The organism is Streptosporangium sp. H16, assembly GCF_051918855.1.
Classification (GTDB): domain Bacteria; phylum Actinomycetota; class Actinomycetes; order Streptosporangiales; family Streptosporangiaceae; genus Streptosporangium.
Genome location: NZ_JBPXMD010000055.1, coordinates 1 through 20,908 on the forward strand (window position 1 = coordinate 1; position 20,908 = coordinate 20,908).

Annotated in this window: 18 protein-coding genes; 7 read left to right on the forward strand and 11 right to left on the reverse strand. The window is 68.9% G+C overall.

What is annotated here, in order from left to right; genetic code table 11:
- Positions 1-212: 212 nt before the first annotated feature.
- On the reverse strand, positions 213-1,001 hold the full coding sequence (locus ACTOQ2_RS41210) for a PhzF family phenazine biosynthesis protein (RefSeq protein ID WP_440107059.1): 789 nt from the start codon (positions 999-1,001) through the stop codon (positions 213-215).
- Positions 1,002-1,207: 206 nt separating this feature from the next.
- Here ACTOQ2_RS41210 and ACTOQ2_RS41215 point away from each other — a divergent pair, with 206 nt between their 5' ends.
- Positions 1,208-1,600: a cell division protein SepF gene (locus ACTOQ2_RS41215; RefSeq protein ID WP_329086981.1), complete on the forward strand. Its 393-nt coding sequence runs from the start codon at positions 1,208-1,210 to the stop codon at positions 1,598-1,600.
- 174 nt (positions 1,601-1,774) lie between these two features.
- On the opposite strand, the gene ACTOQ2_RS41220 is transcribed toward ACTOQ2_RS41215, so the two are convergent.
- From ACTOQ2_RS41220 to ACTOQ2_RS41240, 5 genes are all read right to left on the reverse strand, one after another.
- Positions 1,775-3,475, reverse strand: a complete 1,701-nt coding sequence (locus ACTOQ2_RS41220; RefSeq protein ID WP_440107061.1) for a hypothetical protein — start codon at positions 3,473-3,475, stop codon at positions 1,775-1,777.
- A 143-nt stretch (positions 3,476-3,618) separates the two neighbouring features.
- On the reverse strand, positions 3,619-5,373 hold the full coding sequence (gene argS / locus ACTOQ2_RS41225; RefSeq protein WP_440107063.1) for an arginine--tRNA ligase: 1,755 nt from the start codon (positions 5,371-5,373) through the stop codon (positions 3,619-3,621).
- Entirely contained in the window at positions 5,370-7,748 is a 2,379-nt protein-coding gene (locus ACTOQ2_RS41230; protein WP_440107065.1) for an HAD-IC family P-type ATPase, read from the reverse strand. The genes argS and ACTOQ2_RS41230 overlap by 4 nt, the downstream gene beginning before the upstream one ends.
- 116 nt (positions 7,749-7,864) lie before the next feature.
- Entirely contained in the window at positions 7,865-8,872 is a 1,008-nt protein-coding gene (gene plsX / locus ACTOQ2_RS41235; protein WP_440074024.1) for a phosphate acyltransferase PlsX, read from the reverse strand.
- A gap of 99 nt (positions 8,873-8,971) precedes the next feature.
- The gene (locus ACTOQ2_RS41240) at positions 8,972-9,544 is read right to left on the reverse strand and encodes a DUF1707 SHOCT-like domain-containing protein (protein WP_440107067.1); all 573 of its coding nucleotides are present in this window, start codon (positions 9,542-9,544) and stop codon (positions 8,972-8,974) included.
- 174 nt (positions 9,545-9,718) lie between these two features.
- On the opposite strand from ACTOQ2_RS41240, the gene ACTOQ2_RS41245 reads away from it, so the two are divergent.
- Complete coding sequence (locus ACTOQ2_RS41245; protein WP_440107069.1) at positions 9,719-11,044, forward strand: KamA family radical SAM protein; 1,326 nt, start codon at positions 9,719-9,721, stop codon at positions 11,042-11,044.
- Between the two features lie 119 nt (positions 11,045-11,163).
- On the opposite strand, the gene ACTOQ2_RS41250 is transcribed toward ACTOQ2_RS41245, so the two are convergent.
- The 4 genes from ACTOQ2_RS41250 to ACTOQ2_RS41265 form a co-directional block, all read right to left on the reverse strand.
- Entirely contained in the window at positions 11,164-11,343 is a 180-nt protein-coding gene (locus ACTOQ2_RS41250; protein ID WP_329086969.1) for a hypothetical protein, read from the reverse strand.
- Positions 11,344-11,447: 104 nt separating this feature from the next.
- Positions 11,448-11,969: a YbhB/YbcL family Raf kinase inhibitor-like protein gene (locus ACTOQ2_RS41255; RefSeq protein WP_440074001.1), complete on the reverse strand. Its 522-nt coding sequence runs from the start codon at positions 11,967-11,969 to the stop codon at positions 11,448-11,450.
- A 125-nt stretch (positions 11,970-12,094) separates the two neighbouring features.
- The gene (locus ACTOQ2_RS41260; protein WP_440107071.1) at positions 12,095-12,958 is read right to left on the reverse strand and encodes an ABC transporter ATP-binding protein; all 864 of its coding nucleotides are present in this window, start codon (positions 12,956-12,958) and stop codon (positions 12,095-12,097) included.
- On the reverse strand, positions 12,951-13,889 hold the full coding sequence (locus tag ACTOQ2_RS41265) for an ABC transporter permease (protein ID WP_440107073.1): 939 nt from the start codon (positions 13,887-13,889) through the stop codon (positions 12,951-12,953). The genes ACTOQ2_RS41260 and ACTOQ2_RS41265 overlap by 8 nt, the downstream gene beginning before the upstream one ends.
- 502 nt (positions 13,890-14,391) lie before the next feature.
- On the opposite strand from ACTOQ2_RS41265, the gene ACTOQ2_RS41270 reads away from it, so the two are divergent.
- The 5 genes from ACTOQ2_RS41270 to ACTOQ2_RS41290 all read left to right on the forward strand — a co-directional run bounded on the left by ACTOQ2_RS41270 (position 14,392) and on the right by ACTOQ2_RS41290 (position 20,057).
- The gene (locus ACTOQ2_RS41270; protein WP_440107075.1) at positions 14,392-16,023 is read left to right on the forward strand and encodes a peptide ABC transporter substrate-binding protein; all 1,632 of its coding nucleotides are present in this window, start codon (positions 14,392-14,394) and stop codon (positions 16,021-16,023) included.
- Between the two features lie 115 nt (positions 16,024-16,138).
- Positions 16,139-17,077 carry an ABC transporter permease gene (locus ACTOQ2_RS41275; RefSeq protein ID WP_440107077.1) on the forward strand — a complete coding sequence of 313 codons (939 nt, stop codon included), beginning with the start codon at positions 16,139-16,141 and terminating at the stop codon, positions 17,075-17,077.
- Positions 17,070-18,014 carry an ABC transporter permease gene (locus ACTOQ2_RS41280; RefSeq protein WP_440107079.1) on the forward strand — a complete coding sequence of 315 codons (945 nt, stop codon included), beginning with the start codon at positions 17,070-17,072 and terminating at the stop codon, positions 18,012-18,014. The genes ACTOQ2_RS41275 and ACTOQ2_RS41280 overlap by 8 nt, the downstream gene beginning before the upstream one ends.
- Before the next feature lie 8 nt (positions 18,015-18,022).
- Positions 18,023-19,060 carry an ABC transporter ATP-binding protein gene (locus tag ACTOQ2_RS41285; protein ID WP_440074010.1) on the forward strand — a complete coding sequence of 346 codons (1,038 nt, stop codon included), beginning with the start codon at positions 18,023-18,025 and terminating at the stop codon, positions 19,058-19,060.
- Positions 19,044-20,057, forward strand: a complete 1,014-nt coding sequence (locus ACTOQ2_RS41290; protein ID WP_440074011.1) for an ABC transporter ATP-binding protein — start codon at positions 19,044-19,046, stop codon at positions 20,055-20,057. Before ACTOQ2_RS41285 ends, ACTOQ2_RS41290 begins: the two co-directional genes overlap by 17 nt.
- 153 nt (positions 20,058-20,210) lie before the next feature.
- Here ACTOQ2_RS41290 and ACTOQ2_RS41295 read toward each other — a convergent pair whose 3' ends face one another.
- Positions 20,211-20,807: a hypothetical protein gene (locus tag ACTOQ2_RS41295; protein ID WP_440107081.1), complete on the reverse strand. Its 597-nt coding sequence runs from the start codon at positions 20,805-20,807 to the stop codon at positions 20,211-20,213.
- Positions 20,808-20,908: the final 101 nt, after the last annotated feature.

The window sequence follows — 20,908 nt, forward strand, 5'->3', positions numbered from 1 at the left end:
CTGCACCGGGGACGGTGTGGGAGAGTAGGTCACCGCCGGACAATCTTTTGAGGGCCTCCACCGTTGGTGGGGGCCCTCAGGCTTTCAAGATTTCAAAAGGGAAGGGCCTCCACCACAGGTGGGGGCCCTTTTCGCGTTAAAGGGTGTTGGGGGTTCTGTGGAAGCGGCGGTTACCGGGTCGACCGGAACCACGACACCCAGAACACGAAACCCTAGACGTGGAGCTCGCCGGAAAGAACGGTCACCGCGTTTCCCGCGAGTTCGACCCGGTCGCCCCGTACAGCCGTGCGGACCACGCCCCCACGCTGTGACAGTTGGGCGCCCACCAACCTGTCGGAGCCGAGCTTGGCCGACCAGTATGGCGCGAGCGCGCAGTGGGCGGAGCCCGTGACCGGATCCTCGGGGACCCCAACCTTGGGAGCGAAGAATCGGGACACGTAGTCGGCGCCGGGGCGCGAGGCCCGAGCCGTCACGATAACTCCCCGCGCGTCGACGGCCTCCAGGGCGCGGAAGTCAGGGGCGGTGGCGAGCACGGCCTCCTCGGACTCGACTTCCACGAGGTAATCCCAAACATTTTTTCCTGTCCAAACAGGTTTAACTCCGAGCGCATCGATCAGTCCCTGAGGAGGGATCGTCGCTTGGAGTACTTTTGCTGGGAAATCCATGCTGATTAAGTCGTATTTATCCCTGGTCACAGACAGGATTCCGCTCTTCGTTGAGAATTCGAGGGTTTCTGGGACCGTTCCCGTGGAATACAGCACATGCGCCGCGGCCAGGGTCGCATGCCCGCACAGGGCCACCTCGGTCACCGGCGTGAACCAACGGAGCGGGTACGGTCCGCCGTCCTCGGCTCCGAGCAGGAAGGCTGTCTCGGAGTGCCTCATCTCCGCCGCCACGGACTGCATCCAGGTGTCAGGGACCGGATTGCTGAGTACGCAGACCCCAGCGGGGTTACCCTTGAAAAATTCATCGGTAAACGAATCGACCGTGTAGACGAGCATGACGCGATGCTAGCGGCGCCGGAGATATCGGTTGAAGTTGGGTCAGGAGATCAGGCAAAGTCGGGGATCAGGCAAACCAGTGCGGTAGCCGTACAAAGTGGAAATAAGCGCTGGGCGTGTCGCATGGCGAACTTCTTGTCGTCGGTTACCGTCCAAGGTGTAGGGACAGGCCGGATACGGCGTGGTCCTGGCGAAAGGACGAGCCGATGGGGGCAGTGCGCAAGGTGGCGAGCTACCTTGGCCTGGGCGGGGCCGAGCATTATGACGAGTCCTACGACTACGAGGACGAGGTCGAGGGCGAGGAGGAAGACTGGCAGTCTGCCTCGGAGCGCGCGGCCAAGCGCTGGCGCGCGATGAACGAGCCCTCGCGGATCGTGATGCTGACACCGATGAAATACAACGACGCACCGGTCATCGGGCAGCACTTCCGCGACGGTCAGACCGTCATCATGGATGTCAGCGGTATGAGCACCGCCGAGGCCACCCGCATGGTCGACTTCGTCGCGGGGCTGGCGTACGGCTGCGAGGGGCGCATCGAGCGGATCGCGGAGAAGGTCTTTCTGCTGGCCCCAGCGGAGGTGGAGATCACCAACGGTTGACGCCTGGCGCGGCCTCGCCAGTACGGGTCCTGAGCGATCGGATCCGTACGGGTGCGAGGCCCGCCTCGGCGAAGGACCGCGCACCGATGGCGAGGTCGCGCACCCGATGGTGAGGTCGAGACTGGTGGTGGGGCCGCGTACCTGATGGCGAGGCGCGCACCCGATGATGGCCGGTCAGCCCGCTCGGGGGCCCCGACGGAGCAGGCGGGTGAGCTCGGCCAGGTCGGAGGTCGCTGTCTTGATCCGGCCCTCGGACTCGTGAGCGTACTCGTGCAGTGCCCACACCGCGCCCTGGGCGACTTCCCTGAGCTCGGCGAGCTGGGTGATGACGTATTCGGCGTCCGCTCGCTCACGCTGCCGCCTGCGCCACAGCCTGTAGGCACCTCCCGCGGCGGGCAGGAGTGCGAGCGGCGCGAGAGGGAGAACGGGAAGGACGAGCGCGACCACCAGGATCACCGGGGCCAGGGCGAGCAGCACGTAGGCCGCCCAGGGACGGCCACGAGCCGGCGCTCCCTCGGCGGCGATCCGCTCCTCGGCGGCCCTCATCGACTCGGGATCCGGGCCCTCGGGCCTGAGCGTCACCTGGTGGCCGAGGATCGGCATGGTGACCGACTCGGGGGCCTCGGCCCTGGTGGTCTCGGCGAGGGTCTCGGCCGCGGCCCGCACGATGGGCGCGGCCACGTGCAACGCGATCGCGGCCAGGTAGGGGTGGGAGCCGGGGCGCAGGTCGCCGAGCAGGTGGCCGGCGAGCGGCTTCAACGGCCGTTCGTGGATGCCGGAACCCGTCAGCTGGCGGAGAACGGTCAGCGGCTCGTCCTCGCTCCACACGACCGCCTCCTCACCGGAACGGTCCGCCTGCGCGGCGGTGACGAGCGCGAGGCCACCCAGGTCACCGGCCGTTCCCTCCGCACGGTCGCGCGCCTCATCGAGCGCGCCACCGGCCGCACGAGTCGCGGAACCGCTCACGGAATGGGTCTTCCCGGCGGTGGCGCCATCGCCTCCCCTGCTCTCGCGGGCCGAGGTGATCTCGGCGCAGCGGTCGAGCAGGTGGGCCAGCCGGGCTGCGGCGTGTACGGGGGCGGCCAGCTCGGGGAGTTCGGCGAGCTCCGCGAAACCGGCCAGGGCCGGTGACACGGCGGCGGAGGGCTCGTCGGGGATCAGCGCGCGCAGCCACCGGTCGGGTTCGGACGCGGGAGAGGCGGCCACCGCGTCGAGCTTGCGGAGAACGAAGATCTTGCCCGCCGGGCCGTACGCCCCGCGTGCGGCGGCGAGCCAGAGCGCCCGCTGGCCGTGAGTCACCGGACGGTCCAGGGACAGCTCACCGAAGGCGGTGCCGAGCCATGAGGCGTGGATGCGGTCACCCTGGCCGGCCACGGCGAGGGCGAGGCAGAGGAAGAGCGCGGTCCGCTGCTCGTCACGCTGCGCGGCGCGGGCGAGGGGTTCGAGTGACTCCTCGCCGCGCATGAGCAGCACGAGCGCCTCGACGGCCGGAGCCAGCCAGTGGCCGGAGGTGTCTTCGAAGCCCGCCGGTACGCCGGTGGGGACGATGCCGGCGGCCAGGTCGGTGAGGAGCGCGTCGGCACAGCGGCGCAGCTCTGTCTCGGCAGGTGGGGCATCGGCAGGTGGGACATCGATGCGCGAGACCGCGGTGTTCGAGGTCGCGGTGTCCATGCCCGCGGTGTTGGTGCTCGCGGTGTTCGTGTCCTTGGTCGGGCCGGTGTCCACGTCCGCGGTCGGATCCGTGTCCGCTGCGACCAGATCCGCCTCCAGCGCCGCGGCCAGGTCGGTGCTCACGCTCGTGCCCAGGCCCGCGGTCAGGTCGGTGTTCAGGCTCGCGGTGTCCGTGCTCACGCTCGCGGTCAGGTCCGTGCTCAAGGCAGAGAGCTCCCCGAAGTTGTGACCGATGACCGCGCCAGCGTATTGCGCTTCGGACATCCCCGCAGGGAGGCGCGCCGAACATGACTTTGCCAGACGATCGCCTTCATTTTCGCAATAAAGACGATCATCTGGTGGACAGGTTACATGCGCTCGGGTGCCGGGACGCCGAGAAGGCCCAGGCCGGTCTCCAGAACCTTCAGGGTCAGCGCGCACAGGGCGAGCCGCGAGGCGCGAGTGGCCGCGTCGACGTCGTCCTTCAGCACCGGGCAGTTCTCGAAGAACGTGGTGAAGGCGCTCGCGGTGTCGAAGAGGTAGGAGGCCATCTTGTGCGGCGCCGAGTTCTCCGCCATCTCCTCGACGACCGAGCCGAACCCGAGGAGCTGCAGCGCCAGGGCGCGCTCGGCCGGGTGACCCAGCACGATCGGGCCGGTCGTCTCGGCCGGGGTGACCCCGCCCTTGCGGAAGATGGAACGGATGCGGGCCTGGGCGTACTGCAGGTAGGGGCCGGTGTTGCCGGTGAGGGCGAGCATGCGGTCGAAGTCGAAGACGTACTCGCTGTCGTGGCTGACCGACAGGTCGGCGTACTTGACCGCGCCCATGCCGACGGCGTGCGCGATCTCCGTGCGCTCGGCGTCGGCGTAGTCGCTGTTCCTGAGCACCTCGGCGGCCCTGGTCTCGGCCTCGTCGAGCAGCTCCACGAGCTTGATGGACTTTCCGCTCCTGGTCTTGAACATCTTGCCGTCGGAGCCCAGCACGCTGCCGATCTGGATGTGCTCGGCCCTGATGTGGTCGGGCAGCCAGCCCGCCAGCCTGGCCGAGTCGAACACCATCGACATGTGCAGCGACTGGGTCACGCCGATCACGTAGAGGATGCGGTCGGCCTTGAGATCCTGGACCCGGTAGCGGATCGTGGCCATGTCGGTGGTGCCGTAGCCGTAGCCGCCGTCGCTCTTACGGATCATCAGGGGCAGCGGCTGGCCCTCGCGGCCGGTGTAGCCGGGCGGGAAGACGCAGAGCGCGCCGTCGCTGAGGACGGCGATGCCGCGCTCCTGCAGCTCGTCGCAGACCTGGGCGAGCACGTGGTTGTACATGCTCTCGCCGGCGATGTCGTCGTTGGTCAGCGTCACACCGAGCTGGACGTAGACCTTGTTGAAGTAACGGACCGTGGCGTTCATGAAGATGTGCCACAGGCGCATCGTCTCGGGCTCTTCGGCCTGCAGGGTGACGACCCGGGCGCGGGCCCGCTTGTTGAACTCGGGGTCGGTGTCGAACTTCAGGCGGGCGGCCTGGTAGTAGGGGTTGCCTTCGCCGGCCTCCAGCTGGGCGACGGCGGCCTCCTCGCCGATGTCGAGCAGGTGCTCGATGAGCATGCCGAACGGCGTGCCCCAGTCACCGAGGTGGTTCTGCCGGATGACCTTGTGTCCCAGGTGCTCGTGGACCCTGGCGAGCGCGTCACCGACGATCGTCGTGCGCAGGTGGCCGACGTGCATCTCCTTGGCCGCGTTGGGCGCGGAGTAGTCGATCACGACGGTCTGCGGCGAGGTGGACAGGCTCACGCCGGTGCGCGGGTCGGCCAGGATCTCGGAGGCGCCGGCCGCGATCCACTCGTCGGAGAGGGTGAGGTTGAGGAAGCCGGGGCCGCTGACCTCGACGGTGCCGGGGAACGGGTCGTCCTGGGCGTCTCCGGCCCGCCCGGTGAGGTGCTCGGCGATCTCCTGGGCGACCTCCCGCGGTGCCCGTCGCAGTCGCTTGCTCAGGCTCATCGCCACGTTCGCCTGGTAGTCGGCGAACTGCGAGGGACGGATCAGCGGGTCTGCGTCGGAGTACTCCGCACCGAAGGCGGCGGCCAGCGCCTGCTGGACGCGCTCGGTCAGTGCGAGCTGCGGGTCGGTCATGCTCCAAGGGTATCGGCTGGCCGGTCCTGAACCGATTTGATATCACCCGTGATCGGCTCCGTACGGCGGGATCGCGCGATCACGAAGACGCCCGTCAGCACGACCCCGGCGGCGACGCCGAGCCCGGCCGCGGTGAGCCCGGCGGCGGGGCCGCCGAGGGTGAGGGTGAAGAACTCGCGGGCGAACGGGACGGCGAGGGTGAGCGCGAACAGCCCGGCCATCGAGGCCACGAGCACCACCCGCCACCAGACGTACGGGCGGGCGACCAGGACCAGCACCCACCAGGCGGCGACGAACAGCGTGATCACCGCGGAGGTGCGGCTCTCCTCCAGGGTGGCGGACCCGCTCTGGGCGATCCAGTACGACAGGTAGACGGCGGCGGCGCAGACGATCCCGGCGGGGACCGCCAGGCGGAGCACGCGGGGCACGAAGCCGCTCCTGGCGCGCTCGTTGCTCGGCGCGAGCGCGAGGAAGAAGGCGGGGATGCCGATCGTCAGGGCGTTGACCAGCGTGGAGTGCCGGGGAGCGAACGGGAACGCGAGCCCGATGACCCCGGTGAGCAGGGAGAGCGCGATCGCGTAGAAGGTCTTGGTCAGGAAGAGCCCGGCGACCCGCTCGATGTTGGCCAGCACTCGGCGGCCCTCGCCCACCACGGAGGGGAGGCTGGCGAAGCCGTCGTCCATCAGCACGATCTGGGCGACCGCCCGGGTGGCGCCGCTGCCGGAGCCCATCGCCACGCCGAGGTCGGCGTCCTTGAGCGCGAGCACGTCGTTCACGCCGTCGCCGGTCATCGCGACCGTGTGCCCGCGCGACTGGAGCGCGCCGACGAACAGCCGCTTCTGGTGCGGGCTGACCCGGCCGAAGACGGTGTTGGCCTCCATGATCTCGGCGAGCTTCTCCGGGTCGTCCTCCGGCAGGGTGCGGGCGTCCACCGCGCGCTCCCCGCCGGGGATGCCCAGGGAGGTGGCGATGGCCGACACCGATTCGGGGTTGTCGCCGGAGATGACCTTGACGGTGACGTGCTGCCCGGCGAAGTAGGCGAGGGTCTCGGCCGCGTCCGGGCGGATCCGCTGCCTGAGCACGACGACGGCCGCGGCCTCGACGGTGCCGAGGTCGTCGGGGTCGCGCAGCGAGGTGACCCGGCACAGGGCGAGCACCCGCAGGCCGGTGGCGGCGAGCACCCCGGCCTCGTCGTACGCGGGGGTGCCGGGCGGCAGGAGGACGTCGGGGGCGCCCAGGACCCAGCCGCCGTGGTCGTCGAACTCGGCGCCGCTCCATTTGCGGGCCGAGGAGAAGGGGACCTTCGTGGTGGCGGTCCAGCCGGGCGAGTCGGGGTAGCGGGTCTGGACGGCGCGGGCGGTGGGGTTGGGGTCGGGGTCGAGGTTGGCCAGCGCGGCCAGGGCCTCGTGCACGGGCAGGTCGTCGCGGAGCGGGCGGACCTCGTCGAGTTCCATGCCGCCCGAGGTGAGGGTGCCGGTCTTGTCGAGGCAGAGCGTGTCGACCCGGGCGAGGATCTCGATCGCGGGCAGTTCCTGGACCAGGCAGCGGCGCCTGCCCAGCCGGATCACGCCGACGGCGAAGGCGATGCTGGTCATCAGGACCAGGCCCTCGGGGATCATGGTGACGATGCCCGCGACCGTGCCGGTGACGGCCTCGCCGACGCTCGTCTGCCTGCTGACCTGGCTCCAGGTGAGCAGGGCGCCGATCGGGATGACCAGCCAGGTCACGTACTTGATGAACCGCGTGACGCCTTCGCGCAGCTCCGAGTGGGACAGGCTGAACGCGCTGGCCTCCTCGGCGAGCCTGGCCGCGTAGGCGTCGCGGCCGACCCTGGTCGCGACATAGGAGCCTCTTCCCGCGACCACGAAGCTGCCGGACAGGACCTCGTCGCCGGGACGCTTGTATACCGGGTCTGCCTCGCCGGTCAGCAGCGACTCGTCCGCCTCCAGGCCGTCGGCGTCCACCATCTCGCCGTCGACCAGCAACTGGTCGCCGGGGGAGAGCAGGACGAGATCGCCGAGCACGACCTGCCGGGGTGGGATCTCGGTGTCGGAGCCGTTCCTGCGGACCCTGACCGGGGACTCGTTGACGATGGCGAGCCGGTCGAGGGTGCGCTTGGCGCGGAACTCCTGGACGATGCCGATGCCCGCGTTGGCCACGATCACCAGCCCGAAGAGCCCGTCCTGCCACTCCCCGAAGATCATGATCAGCACCCAGAGCGCGCCGATCACCCCGTTGAAAAGGGTGAGGACGTTGGCCCTGACGATCGCCGAGACCGACCTGCTCGACCGGCGTCTGACGTCGTTGACCTGCCCGGTGGCCACGCGCTCGGCGACCTCGGCCGCGCTCAGCCCTCGTTCCGCCACCTGCTCCACGCGGCCCCCCGCCGATCGACTGGGACTCAGGGTACGCGGGGCCGGAGAACGCGGTGGGAGGTGCCACCCGATACGCCGGAAATATCACCGCAGGTGGGTGGGCCGTGCGCGAGGTGTCACCAGAGGCGGTGCGGGCGGGGAGTGGAGGCGAGGCGCTCGCCGATGCGGTTCACCACGCCCTCCTGGGCGAGTCTGGCCGCGAGCACGCAGGCGGAGCTCACCCCCTTGGCGTGCGAGGCGCCGTGCGCGATGACCACGGTGCCGTTCAGTCCGAGCAGCACGGCCCCGCCGTGAACCTCGGGGTCGAGCCGCCGGTGGAGCTCCCTGATGCGCCTCTTCTGCAGCAGTCCGCCCACCCTGGCCGCCCGGCTCTCGTTGATCGTCTCGCGGAGCTCGGCGAAGGCGTAACGGACGCTGCCCTCCATGGTCTTGAGCGCCACGTTGCCGGTGAAGCCGTCGGCGACGATGACGTCCACGGTGCGGGTGAGCAGGTCGTGGCCCTCGATGTTGCCCGCGAAGTCGAGCCCCGGGGCGGCCGACAGTAGCTCGTGGGCCCGCTTGACGAGCTTGTTGCCCTTCTCCGGTTCGCTGCCGATGGTCAGCAGGCCGATCCTGGGCTTCTCGATGCCCAGGGCGGTCTCCGCGTAGGCGGCGCCGAGGTGGGCGAACTGCACCAGCATCTCCGGCTTGACCTCGGCGTTCGCCCCGGCGTCCAGCAGGACGGTCGGGGTGGGCCTGGTCGGCAGGGCGACGGCGATGGCGGGCCTGAGCACTCCCGGCTGGCCGCGGAGCCTGAGCTTTCCCGTGGCTACGATCCCGGCGGTGGAACCGGCGGAGACCACGGCGCAGGCGTCGCCCCGGCGTACGAGGTGGCAGGCGACGGCGATGCTGGAACGCGGCCGGCGCAGGCTGGCGAGGGCGCCCTCGTCCATGGCCAGGGCCTCCTCGGCGCGGACGATCGGGATCTCGGTGGTCGCGTCGTACCGGGAGAGCGCCTCGGACAGGGGGCGGGGGGCGCCGACGAGCACGACGGAGATCCCGTGCTCTCGTACCGCCCGCACGGCTCCCGCCACGATCTCGTCGGGGGCGTTGTCGCCGCCCATCGCGTCCAGGGCGATCGGCATGGCGCCGGGAGCGTCGGTCTCAGGCAAGCGGTCACCTCGTGCGGGATGGTTTGTCCGCATCGTAGGCGGGCTCAGGACCGGATCGTTCCGTGGGGCCGATCAGGGAGTGCCGGGGAGATTCCAGTCGCTTCTCTCCCGCGAGACGATGATCTTGCCGAAGGTGGCCCGGCCGACGACCCTGATGACCGGGCCGCCGCCGTCGCCCGCGCCGCCGGAGACGCTGCGCTTGGCGAACAGCGCGCCGACCTCGTCGATGACGTGGGCGTTGTGGGGAACCCTGACGATCAGCTTGCCGCAGTAGGAGTTGACCTCAAGGGTGATCTCCCGGCCCGGCAGCACCGCGTCGGAGAGGTCGACGATCAGCGCGCCGAAGGTGGCGCGCAGCGCGGTGTGCCGCCCGGCGATCCAGCGTCCGCCGCGCACGACCTTGCTGAAGACGGCGGCGACCTCCTGCCGCTCGGCGGCGATCCCGCGGGCGGGCGCGGTGATGTCGGGCAGGTCGCGGGTGAGGGGGACGAGGTCGGCCGTGGTGACGGCGGTGTAGGCGGTCTCCAGCCGGTCGGCGTGCTCGACGCTGGTCAGGCGACCGGCGGCGAACGCCTCACCCAGCACCGCGGCCACATGGTCGCGATCGGCGTCGGAGGCGCGCAGGACGGGGTCATGGGACGTCATGACCGCGAGTGTACGACCATTCAAGATATATCGCGACACATGTTTCATGAAGAAGTCGCCGAGATATGGAACCGGCCACAGGGGGGTTTACGTCCGGTATATAAGTGGTGCAAGACGCACGAGAGGCAGATGAGGTTTACCGCAACAAGGACAAAAAAACGAGGCATAGGATTGGTGATCTTGAACGAAGCTTCCAAGCGCGGGTTCCGGGCCTACACCGCGAAACACCTCGACGACCTGCTGCGCAGAGGCGGCCTGGGTGACGACGAGCGGCTGCGGATCAGAGCGGTGGCGACGGTGCTGCCCTTCCGCACCAACGCTTACGTGGTGGACCGGCTCATCGACTGGTCGGCCGTCCCGGAGGACCCCATCTATCGGCTGGTCTTCCCCCAGGAGGACATGCTGCCCGAGGCGGACGTCACCAGGCTGGCGGGCCTGCTGCGGGCCGGCGCGGGGAACGCCGAGATCCAGGCGGCGGCGAACAGGGTCAGGATGAGACTCAACCCGCACCCCGCCGGTCAGCTCGACCTCAACGTCCCGCGCGTCGGCACCGAGCCCGTGCCCGGCATGCAGCACAAATATCCTGAGACGGTGCTCTTCTTCCCCAAGCAGGGGCAGACGTGCCACGCCTACTGCACCTACTGCTTCCGGTGGGCCCAGTTCATCGGGGAGCCCGACCTGAAGTTCGCCTCCGACGACGTCGACGCCCTCGTCCGCTATCTCAAGGACCACCCCGAGGTGACCAGCGTGCTGCTCACCGGCGGGGATCCCATGATCATGGGTGAGCCGGTGCTCCGCCGCTATCTGGAGCCGCTGCTCGGCATCGAGCAGCTCGAGTCCATCCGCATCGGCACCAAGTCGCTGGCCTACTGGCCGCAGCGGTTCGTCTCCGACCCCGACAGCGACGACACGCTCCGCCTGTTCGCCTCGGTGGTCGACGCGGGAAAGAACCTCGCCTTCATGGCGCACTTCTCGCACCCCCGGGAGCTGGACCTCCCGATCGTCGAGGCCGCCGTCGCGGGAATCACGGCCACCGGCGCGGTCGTCAGGACGCAGGCACCGCTGATCCGGTCGATCAACGACGACCCCGGGACCTGGTCGTCCATGTGGCGCAGGCAGCTCACCATGGGCATGATCCCGTACTACATGTTCGTCGAGCGCGACACCGGCCCGCAGGACTACTTCGCGGTGCCGCTCGCCAGGGCCTATGAGATCTTCAGGGACGCCTACGCGAGCGTTTCCGGGCTGTGCCGCACCGTGCGGGGCCCGTCGATGTCCGCCACGCCCGGCAAGGTCTGCCTGGACGGTGTCGCCGAGGTCGCGGGGCAGAAGGTCTTCGTGCTCCACCTCATCCAGGCGCGCGATCCGGAACTGGTCGGCCGCCCCTTCTTCGCGAGGTACGACCCGAACGCCGTGTGGCTCACCGATCTGCGCCCGGCCTTCGCCGACCGTTTCCCCTTCGAGCCCGCCACCGTCGCCCCCCAGCGACTGTCGGCCTGACCCGCCCCCGCCGGCACCGGGATCCGTGGATCGCGCACGGCGACGGTGAAGGCCGGTGAGGGGTCGTGGGCGGCAGGGGAGCCGGGCCGGTGCGCACCCGGCCCGGCTCCCTCGCCGCCTCAGCGTCCTGGGCCCCGCACGGAGGTGCGACGGGCGATCTCAGCCTGGAGTCTGGCCATCTGCCAGTGCAGCTCGATGAGCTGCTCGGTCAGCTGGAGACGCGGAATCTCTGACGGGTCCTCGACGGACAGGTGGTCGATCGCGGTGGACAGCTCTCGCATCGCGCGCCCCCACTCCATGACGGCTTCCTTGGATCGAAACAACGTTCGAATCATACCGGAACACCGAACACGCTGTCAGTCCATTGCCTCCCGTGTCCCACCCCCGGGGCGTGCCGTACTCGCTAGTTCTGGTATTCGGGCGTCACGTATCCGCGGGCCAGGGTGTGGGCGGTGATGTTGAAGCCCACCACGGCGGGCGGGGTGTCGGGGTCGACGCCGAGTTTCTCCACGTCGAGGGCGTGCACCGCGAAGATGTAGCGGTGCGGGGGCCCGGGCGGCGGTGCGGCGCCGCCGTAGGCGTTGTGGCTGTAGTCGTTGCGTCCGTGCACGCCCACGCCGCCGTCGCCGGCACCCGCGCCGGCGGGCAGCTCGGTCACGTCGGCCGGGATGTCGAACAGCAGCCAGTGCCAGAACCCGCTGCCGGTGGGGGCGTCGGGGTCGAAGCACGTCACGGCGTAGCTGAGGGTGCCCTCGGGGGCGCCGGACCAGCGCAGGTGGGGAGAGACGTTCTGGCCGGTGGAGCCCCAGTCGTTGAACACGTGGGCCTCCGCCATGCGCTCGCCGTCGCGGACGTCGTCGCTCTCGACGGTCAGCGCGGGAACCTGGGGCAGGAAGTCATACGGAATCGGTGGCCGCGTGGACACGATTCACCTCCGATGGAAGCGTCTTGTCGGTCGCTCCTCATCCTGCCCTGCCACCGGGCCCCGTAGCGATCAGAGGCCGGGCGATCGGACGCCGTGGCGATCGGATCGTGTCGGGGGCGGCGCGATCAGACCTTGTTGTAGGCGGCGAGGACCGTCTTCGGGTCGCCGTCCATCCTGATCTTGCCCTTGTGCAGCCAGATGACCCGGTTGCAGGTCTCCTCGATCACGTCGAGGTTGTGGGCGACCAGGAAGACGGTGCCGGCCTCGTCGCGCATCTTCTTGATGCGGTCCTGGCTCTTGCGCCGGAACTCGCGGTCACCGGTGGCCAGGGCCTCGTCGATGAGCAGCACGTCGTGGGACTTGGCCGAGGCGATGGCGAAGCGGAGCCTGGCGCCCATGCCCGAGGAGTAGGTCGACATGGGGAACTGCACGAACTCCCCGATGCCGGAGAAGTCGACGATGTCGTCGTACTTCTGCTTGACCTGCGCGGGGTTCATGCCCATCGCGTAGCAGCCGAGCACGATGTTGCGCTCGCCGGTGAGCTCGCGCATCAGTGCGGCGTTGACGCCGAGCAGGGAGGGCTGGCCGTCGGTGTAAACAGCGCCGGAGTGCGGGGGCAGGAGCCCGGCGATGGCGCGCAGCAGCGTGGACTTGCCGGAGCCGTTGCGGCCGACGATGCCGATGGCGTCGCCGTGGCGGGCCACGAAGGACACGCCGCGCACGGCGTGGACCTCCTTCATCTGCGGCCGTCCCTGGCGCTTGACGAGGCGCATGAGGGCGTTGACGGCGTTGCCCTTCTCCGCGTCGTTGGCCGCGCCGTACACCCGGTAGATGATGTGCAGGTCGTCCACGATGACCGTGGGGGTGCCCTCACGCTCGTCGGCGGGCGCGGGGGCGGGTTCCGGGTTGGGATGCACCCTGACGTCCGTGCTCGGCACGGCGGGCTCCTCGGCCTTCACTCGGGACAGCTCCTCGGTCAACTCAGCCACGGCCGTACTTCTCCTCGGCTCGCCAGAAGTACCAGAAGCCGCCGAGCAGAGCGAACACCGCCCAGAATACGCAGACCGCCCAGATGTAGGGGCGGGGCGGGTGGCTATCCATGAGCAGGTCCCGCATGAGCTCGATGTACGCGGCGGCGGGGTTGAAATACATGACGTCGGCGACCCACTGGGGGAGGCCGGCGCCGCCGGGGCCGACCTTGTCCTTGATGGAGAAGAAGACGCCGGAGGCGTAGAGCCAGGTGCGCATGATGAAGGGCAGCAGCTGGTTCAGGTCGCGGGCGGTGGAGCCGAACCGGGCGAGCACCAGGCTCGCGCCGATGTTGAACATGGTCTGCAGCAGCAGGGCGACCGGGATCAGCAGCCAGAACAGGGTGACGGGTTCCTGGGTGAGCAGCACCAGCCCGAACAGCACGCCCATGGAGATGAGCAGCTGCTGGAACTCCTGGATCGTGTAGGCGAGCGGGAGCGCGGCGCGCGGGAAGTGCAGGGCGCGGATCAGCGACAGGTTGCCGGAGATCGCCCTGGCGCCGCCGCTCACCGAGCGCTGGGTGTAGGTGAAGACGAACATCCCGGTGATGAGGAAGGCCGGGTAGTTCTCGATGCCCTTGCTCGCGCCGAGGATCAGGCCGAACATCAGGAAGTAGATGGCGGCGTTGAGCAGTGGCGTGATGACCTGCCACAGCTGGCCCAGGGCCGAGTTGCTGTACTTCGAGACGTTGCGCGACGTGGCGTACGTCGTGATGAAGTGTCGTCGTTCCCACAACTGGCGCATGTAGACGGGCAGACTCGGGCGTGCGATGGCACGCCGAAGTCCGTGGCGCGCGGCGAGCTTGGCCAGCGGCTCCTGCCCCTGCTCGGGGGTGCCGTTACTCGGGCCGCCCGCCTGGGCGTCCGCGATCGCGGATTCCGGCTGGCTCATGGCAAGGACTCTATTGGATGCGAGTGGATGAAGTGCCTGCGGCGGGGTCCCGCCGCACACATTGGACGGGATCTCCGGGCCGTAGGTTCCAGGGCAATTGTGCGGTTCTCCTGCGGGAGGCCGGGACCTTGGTGATCACGTAAGCGCAGGCCCAGGTCAGAGTCATCGGAGGGTAACGGATGCGAGCAGTGCCGCCGCGGGGGTATTTTGGCGTGACCGTTCATGTCCTACGTGTGCCTGGATGTCGTTTTCGTACGCATCTGGGATCTTGGCATCGTCGAGTTGGCAGGTATGTGACGCCGAATCGGTTCATGCGTGACCGAACTGCAACATCACAGATATAAGTCGGTGTGGAGCGGTAGGGAATAGTCGCGATCGATCGGTGTGGCGTCAGCACCCGGACCGGAACAGCGGGAAGCAGGGACCACAAGATCCTCCTTCGCGGTGCTCAGGGTCACGGACTCAGTGTCGACGTAAGCCTGCAAAGGGAGGATTTACCGCAATGCGCGTTTCTAAGGGTGCGCGGCTCACCGCCGGCACCGCGTTGCTCGCCCTCGCGCTGACCGCGTGTGGCAGCTCGACGTCCTCGGATGGCGGGACGGCCGCGGCCGACCAGCCCGTGCGTATGGAGCTCGGCGAGCCGCAGAAGCTCTTCTACCCCGGTGACACCACCGAGTCCGAGGGCGCCGAGGTCATGGCCGCCATCTTCGCCCCGCTGGTCGGCTACGACGAGAACAAGCAGGTCGTGAACGAGGTCGCCGAGTCGATCGAGTCGACCGACAACACGGTGTGGACGATCAAGCTCAAGCCCGGCTACACCTGGCACAACGGCGAGAAGCTGATCGCGCAGAACTACGTCGACGCGTGGAACTACGCCGCCAACCAGGACAACGTCCAGGGCGCCAACGGCTTCTTCGCGCGGGTCGACGGCTGGGCCGACCTGAACCCGGGCGAGGGCCAGACCGTCTCCACCAAGGAGATGAAGGGCCTGAAGGTCATCGACGAGAGCACCTTCAGCGTCACCCTCGCCAAGCCGTTCTCGCAGTTCAAGACGATGCTGGGCTACACGGCGTTCTACCCGCTGCCCAAGGCGGCCTTCGGCCCCGACGGCAAGGTCACCGAGGAGTACGCCAAGAAGCCGATCGGCCAGGGCTACTTCCAGATCGACAAGCCCTACAACAAGGGCACCGATCAGACGATCGACCTCACCCGGTACGACAAGTTCGCCGGGACGAAGCCGAAGTTCACCAAGCTCCAGTTCAAGCTCTACACGAGCCCGGAGACCGCGTTCAACGACCTGGCCGCGGGCAACCTCGACGTGCACGACTCGCTGCCCCCCTCGGCGATCGCCCGCGCCAAGTCGGAGCTCGGCGAGCGCTACATGGACGAGGCGGACGCCGGCGTCGGCTACATCGGCTTCCCGCTGCAGTACAACAAGACGTACGCGAACGTGAAGGTCCGCGAGGCCATCTCGATGGCCATCGACCGCGCGACCATCGCCGACAAGGTCTTCTCCGGCACGCGCGCCCCGGCGGACGACTTCATCAACCCCCTCCTCGAGGGGTACCGCGCCGGTGCCTGCACGGCCTGCAGCTACGAGCCCGACAAGGCCAAGGCGCAGTACGCGGAGAACAACGGCCCCAAGACGCTGGAGCTGGGCTACAACACCGACGGCCCGCACAAGGAGTGGATCGAGGCCGTCGCGAACAGCCTCCGCGCCAACCTGGGTATCGAGGTGACGGTCAAGCCCTTCGAGAAGTTCGCCTCGATTCTCGACGAGCTCGACAAGAAGACCTACGGCGGCATGTTCCGCATGGGCTGGGCGATCGACTACCCGTCGGCGGAGAACTACCTGACCCCGATCTTCTCCACCGTCGCGATCAAGACCGGCTCCAACTACGCCGGCTGGTCGAACAAGGAGTTCGACGAGCTCCTGGCCAAGGGCGACACCGCTCCGACGCAGGAGGAGGGCCTGAAGTTCTACCAGCAGGCCGACGACATCCTGATCAAGGAACTGCCGTACATCCCGGTGTACTTCTACCGGACCAACGCCGCGTTCTCCCAGCACGTCAAGGGCGTCAAGATCAATCTTCTCAACCAGATCGAGTGGACCGAGATCGAGAAGGCCAGCTGACGACCGGTTGAGGGCCGGGCGGGAGCCCGGCCCCACTGGCCGCCCGGAACGATCTCGCGGCACCGTGTGACCCGCCGGTCCGCGAGATCGCCCCGGGTACCTACGGGAGATACGAATGGGCCGTTACATCCTCAGGCGCCTGATCCAGGCGATACCAGTCCTGGTGGGCGCCACCCTGCTCATCTACGCCATCGTCTTCGCGCTGCCCGGAGACCCCATCGCGGCGCTGGCGGGCGAGAAGCGGGTAGACCCCAACATCGTCGCCATCCTGCGCGAGCAGTACCACCTGAACGACCCGTTCCTGGTGCAGTACTGGTACTACATCACCGGCCTGCTCGGCGGTGACTTCGGTACCACCTTCGCCGGCGTCGGAGTCGACGAGATCATGGCCGGCAAGTTCCAGGTGACCATCAACCTGGCGGCGACCGCCCTGGTGATGGAGGCCGTCATCGGCGTGGGGCTCGGCCTGTACGCGGCGCTGCGCCACGGCAAGGCCAGCGACTCGATGATCCTCGCCTCCACCCTGGTGCTGATCTCCATCCCCACCCTGGTGACCGGCTTCGTGCTCCAGCTGCTGCTGGGCGTGAAGCTCAAGCAGGCCGGGATCGACCTCTTCCCCGTCGCGGGCGTGACAGAGGGCTGGCGCAGCTACCTGCTGCCCGGCTTCGTGCTCGCCGGGACGTCGATCGCCTACCTCACCCGGCTGGCCAGGAACAGCCTGGTGGAGATCCTGCGCGCCGACTACATCCGCACCGCGGTGGCCAAGGGCCTGCCCCGGAACCGGGTCGTCGGGCGGCACGCGCTGCGCAACGCGCTGATCCCGCTGGTCACCTACCTGGGCGCCGACCTCGGTACGTTGATGGGCGGCGCGGTGATCACCGAGACGATCTTCAACCTGCCGGGCATCGGCCAGCAGCTGTTCAGCTCCGTGTACCTGCGCGAGCAGCCCGTGGTCGTCGGCATCGTGACCGTCCTGGTGCTGATCTACATCCTTGCCAACCTGGTCGTCGACCTGCTCTACGCCGTGCTCGACCCGAGGATCCGTTATGAGTGACACTCTTGTCCCGGCCGGAGGGCAGACCGGGAACCCCAAGCACGGCAGGCCCAGAAGGGGCGCGAAGGGCGCCAAGGCGCCCAAGGCCGCGAGCCTGTGGGGCGACGCCTGGTACGACCTGCGCCGCCGCCCGCTCTTCATCGGGGCGTCCGTCCTCATCGCCGTCCTGGTCGTCATGGCGGTGGTTCCCTCGCTGTTCACCTCGGTGAACCCGTTCGACGCCAAGAGCTGCGACCTGGGCGACGCCCGGCTGGGCATGAGCGCGGCGCACTGGTTCGGCACCGACAACCTCGGCTGCGACATCTACGCCCGCACCATCCACGGCGCCCGCAACTCGATAGTGGTCGGGCTGGCCACCACCGTCGTCACCGCGATCGTGGGCGGCCTGCTCGGTCTCTTCGCGGGATTCAGGGGCGGCGCGCTGGACACCGTGCTCTCCCGGCTCACGGAGATCTTCTTCGCGATCCCGTCGATCCTCGGCGCCCTGCTCATCCTGGCGGTCTTCCGCACGGGCAACGTGTGGACCGTCATGCTCGCGCTGGCCGTGCTGACCTGGCCGATGACGTACCGGATCATGAGGGCGGCGGTGATCACCGCCAAGAGCCAGGACTACGTGCTCGCGGCGAGGGCGCTCGGCGCCTCCGCGTCGAGGATCATGTTCCGGCACATCCTGCCGAACGCGATCGCCTCGGTGATCGTGGTCGCCACGATCAACCTGGGCTACTTCATCGCCGCCGAGGCCGGCCTGTCCTTCCTCGGCGTGGGTCTGCGCTCACCCGACATCTCCTGGGGGCTCATGATCTCCGATGCCAGGGAGCGCTTCCTGGAGGCTCCGTGGGCGCTGCTGTTCCCGGCGCTGTTCCTGAGCCTGACGGTGCTGGCCTTCATCATGCTGGGCGACGCCGTCCGCGACGCCCTCGACCCGAAGCTGCGGTAGGGGGACCCGTGAAGAAGACCTCAACGCCGGTGGTGCCGTCCAGGGAGGCGCCGGGCAGCGAGCCGCTGCTCGCCGTCGACGACCTGCACGTGGAGTTCGTGACCAGGCAGGGCCTGGTCAAGGCGGTCAACGGGGTCAGCTACTCGCTGAACCCCGGGGAGACGCTCGCGGTGCTCGGCGAGTCCGGCTCGGGCAAGTCGGTGACCGCGCAGGCCATCATGGGCATCCTCGACTCCCCGCCGGCCCGCATTCCCAAGGGCGAGATCCGCTTCCGGGGCACGAACCTGCTCGACCTGTCCGAGGAGGCCCGCACCCAGGTGCGCGGCCGGCGGATCGCGATGATCTTCCAGGACGCGCTCTCCGCGCTGAACCCGGTGTTCACCGTCGGCGCCCAGATCGGGGAGATGTTCCGGGTGCACCGGGGCGCCTCCAAGCGCGACGCCCAGAAGAAGGCGATCGAGCTGATGGACCGGGTCCGCATCCCGGCCGCCAAGCAGCGGGTGCACGACTACCCCCACCAGTTCTCCGGGGGAATGCGCCAGCGCATCATGATCGCGATGTCGATCGCGCTCGACCCCGAGGTGCTGATCGCCGACGAGCCGACCACCGCCCTCGACGTGACGGTGCAGGCCCAGATCATGGAACTCCTGGGCGAGCTGCGGCGCGAGAGCAACATGGGCCTGATCCTGATCACCCACGACCTCGGCGTGGTGGCCGACGTCGCCGACAAGATCGCGGTCATGTACGGCGGGCGGATCGTGGAGAACGCCCTCGTGCACGACATCTACCGCAGGCCCGCCCACCCGTACGCCAAGGGCCTGCTCGACTCGATTCCCCGGGTCGACCAGAAGGGGCAGGAGCTGTACGCCATCAAGGGCATGCCGCCGAACCTGCTCGACATGCCCACGGGCTGCGCCTTCCACCCCCGGTGCCCGTACCGTCAGGACAACTGCGTCGTCGACGCGCCCCCGCTGTACGAGATCGGCCCGACGCGCGGCAGCGCGTGTCACTACTGGAGGGAGGTCCTCGATGGCAGCCACGGGTGAGCCGATCCTTGAGGTCCGCGACCTGGTCAAGCACTTCCCGCTGACCCAGGGCGTCATCCTGCGCAAGCAGGTCGGCGCGATCAAGGCCGTCGACGGGGTCTCCTTCGACCTGCGCCGGGGCGAGACGCTCGGCATCGTGGGCGAGTCCGGGTGCGGCAAGTCCACACTGGCCAAGCTCCTGATGGCGCTGGAGCGGCCGACCTCGGGCTCGGTGAAGATCAACGGCAGGGAGATCGCCGACGCCAGGCGCGGCGAGCTCAAGCGGGCGCGCCGCAACATCCAGATGGTCATGCAGGATCCGTACACCTCGCTGAACCCCCGGATGACCGTGGGCGACATCATCGGCGAGCCGTTCGAGATCCACCAGGAGGTCGCCCCCAAGGGTGACCGGCGCCGCAAGGTCCAGGAGCTCCTCGAGGTGGTCGGCCTCAACCCCGACCACATCAACCGCTACCCGCACCAGTTCTCCGGCGGCCAGCGCCAGCGCATCGGTATCGCCCGCGGGCTGGCGCTCCAGCCGGAGATCATCGTCTGTGACGAGCCGGTCTCCGCGCTGGACGTGTCGATCCAGGCGCAGGTCGTCAACCTGCTGGAGCGGCTGCAGGACGAGTTCGGCCTCGCGTACGTCTTCATCGCCCACGACCTGTCGGTGGTCCGGCACATCTCCGACCGGGTCGGGGTGATGTACCTGGGCAAGATGGTGGAGATCGGTAAGGACGTCGAGATCTACGACCGGCCCGCGCACCCCTACACCCAGGCGCTGCTGTCGGCCGTTCCGGTGCCCGACCCCGAGGGGCGCGAGCGACGCGAGCGGATCATCCTCCAGGGTGACCCGCCCTCCCCCGCCAACCCGCCGTCGGGCTGCCGGTTCCGCACGCGGTGCTGGAAGGCCCAGGAGATCTGCGCCGTCGAGGAGCCGCTGCTGCAGATCCGGCCCGGCACCGCGCACGCGAGCGCCTGCCACTTCGCCGAGACCCACGACGTGATCCACGTGTAGAAGAGCGCTCGGGAGAGCCTGAGAGGGCGGGGACCCGAAACAGCCGGACCCGAAACAGCCGGACCCGCGACAGCGAAGGGCGCGGCCCCCACATGGAGTTGTGGAGGCCGCGCCCTGTCTGCTTTACCGCTTTACCGCAGGGTGTCTGTCCGGCTAGAGGATGTCGACGCCGACGCCGCCGATGCCGACGAGGCCACCGATGCCGACACCGTGGCCGACTCCGCTGCCGCTGCTGATGATGTTGCCGCCGCCGCCGATGGTGTTGCCGCCACGGCCGAAGAGGCCGCCGCCGAGGATGCCGCCCCCGCCGAAGCCGCCGCCGAAGCCGCCGCCGTAGAAGCCCCCGCCGCCGAAGCCGCCGCCGTAGACGCCGCCGCCGTAGACGCCGCCGTAGCAGCCGCCACCGTAGACGCCGCCGCCGTAGATCCCGCCGCCGTAGATGCCGCCGCCGAAGCCGCCGCCGTAGATGCCGCCGCCGCAGCCGATGCCGCTGCTCACGGCCGTGGGGATGACGGTGGCGCCGTACGTGACGGTGCTCGTCGGGATGAAGGACGCAGCGCCGCTGACGACGCCGACGCCGCAGCAGTCGGCGGCCTTCTTGGCGGCCTTGGCCTTGGCGGCGGCCTTGACGACCGACTGGGCGCTGACCTTGGCCGTGGAGGTGGAGGAGGTGGACGCGGACGCGACCGCGGCCGGTGCGATGACGGCGATACCGACACACGCGGAGGTGATGAGAAGACGACGAATCATTGTGGTTCCCCCTGGAAGGAAATCGTCGCGGCAGTGTCTGGGGCCTCTGGAACGGACCGTCTGCACGCGGCTACTCAAAGTAACGGGAGTGAGACTATCCA

Excerpts from the sequence above, each read along its gene's own strand:
- ACTOQ2_RS41280 (WP_440107079.1), top strand. The coding sequence starts at position 17,070 with ATGAGTGACACTCTTGTCCCGGCCGGAGGGCAGACCGGGAACCCCAAG.
- ACTOQ2_RS41250 (WP_329086969.1), bottom strand. The coding sequence starts at position 11,343 with ATGGAGTGGGGGCGCGCGATGCGAGAGCTGTCCACCGCGATCGACCAC.
- ACTOQ2_RS41210 (WP_440107059.1), bottom strand. The coding sequence starts at position 1,001 with ATGCTCGTCTACACGGTCGATTCGTTTACCGATGAATTTTTCAAGGGT.
- ACTOQ2_RS41290 (WP_440074011.1), top strand. The coding sequence starts at position 19,044 with ATGGCAGCCACGGGTGAGCCGATCCTTGAGGTCCGCGACCTGGTCAAG.
- argS (WP_440107063.1), bottom strand. The coding sequence starts at position 5,373 with ATGACCGACCCGCAGCTCGCACTGACCGAGCGCGTCCAGCAGGCGCTG.
- ACTOQ2_RS41240 (WP_440107067.1), bottom strand. The coding sequence starts at position 9,544 with ATGACGTCCCATGACCCCGTCCTGCGCGCCTCCGACGCCGATCGCGAC.
- plsX (WP_440074024.1), bottom strand. The coding sequence starts at position 8,872 with ATGCCGATCGCCCTGGACGCGATGGGCGGCGACAACGCCCCCGACGAG.
- ACTOQ2_RS41295 (WP_440107081.1), bottom strand. The coding sequence starts at position 20,807 with ATGATTCGTCGTCTTCTCATCACCTCCGCGTGTGTCGGTATCGCCGTC.
- ACTOQ2_RS41270 (WP_440107075.1), top strand. The coding sequence starts at position 14,392 with ATGCGCGTTTCTAAGGGTGCGCGGCTCACCGCCGGCACCGCGTTGCTC.
- ACTOQ2_RS41215 (WP_329086981.1), top strand. The coding sequence starts at position 1,208 with ATGGGGGCAGTGCGCAAGGTGGCGAGCTACCTTGGCCTGGGCGGGGCC.
- ACTOQ2_RS41265 (WP_440107073.1), bottom strand. The coding sequence starts at position 13,889 with ATGAGCCAGCCGGAATCCGCGATCGCGGACGCCCAGGCGGGCGGCCCG.
- ACTOQ2_RS41275 (WP_440107077.1), top strand. The coding sequence starts at position 16,139 with ATGGGCCGTTACATCCTCAGGCGCCTGATCCAGGCGATACCAGTCCTG.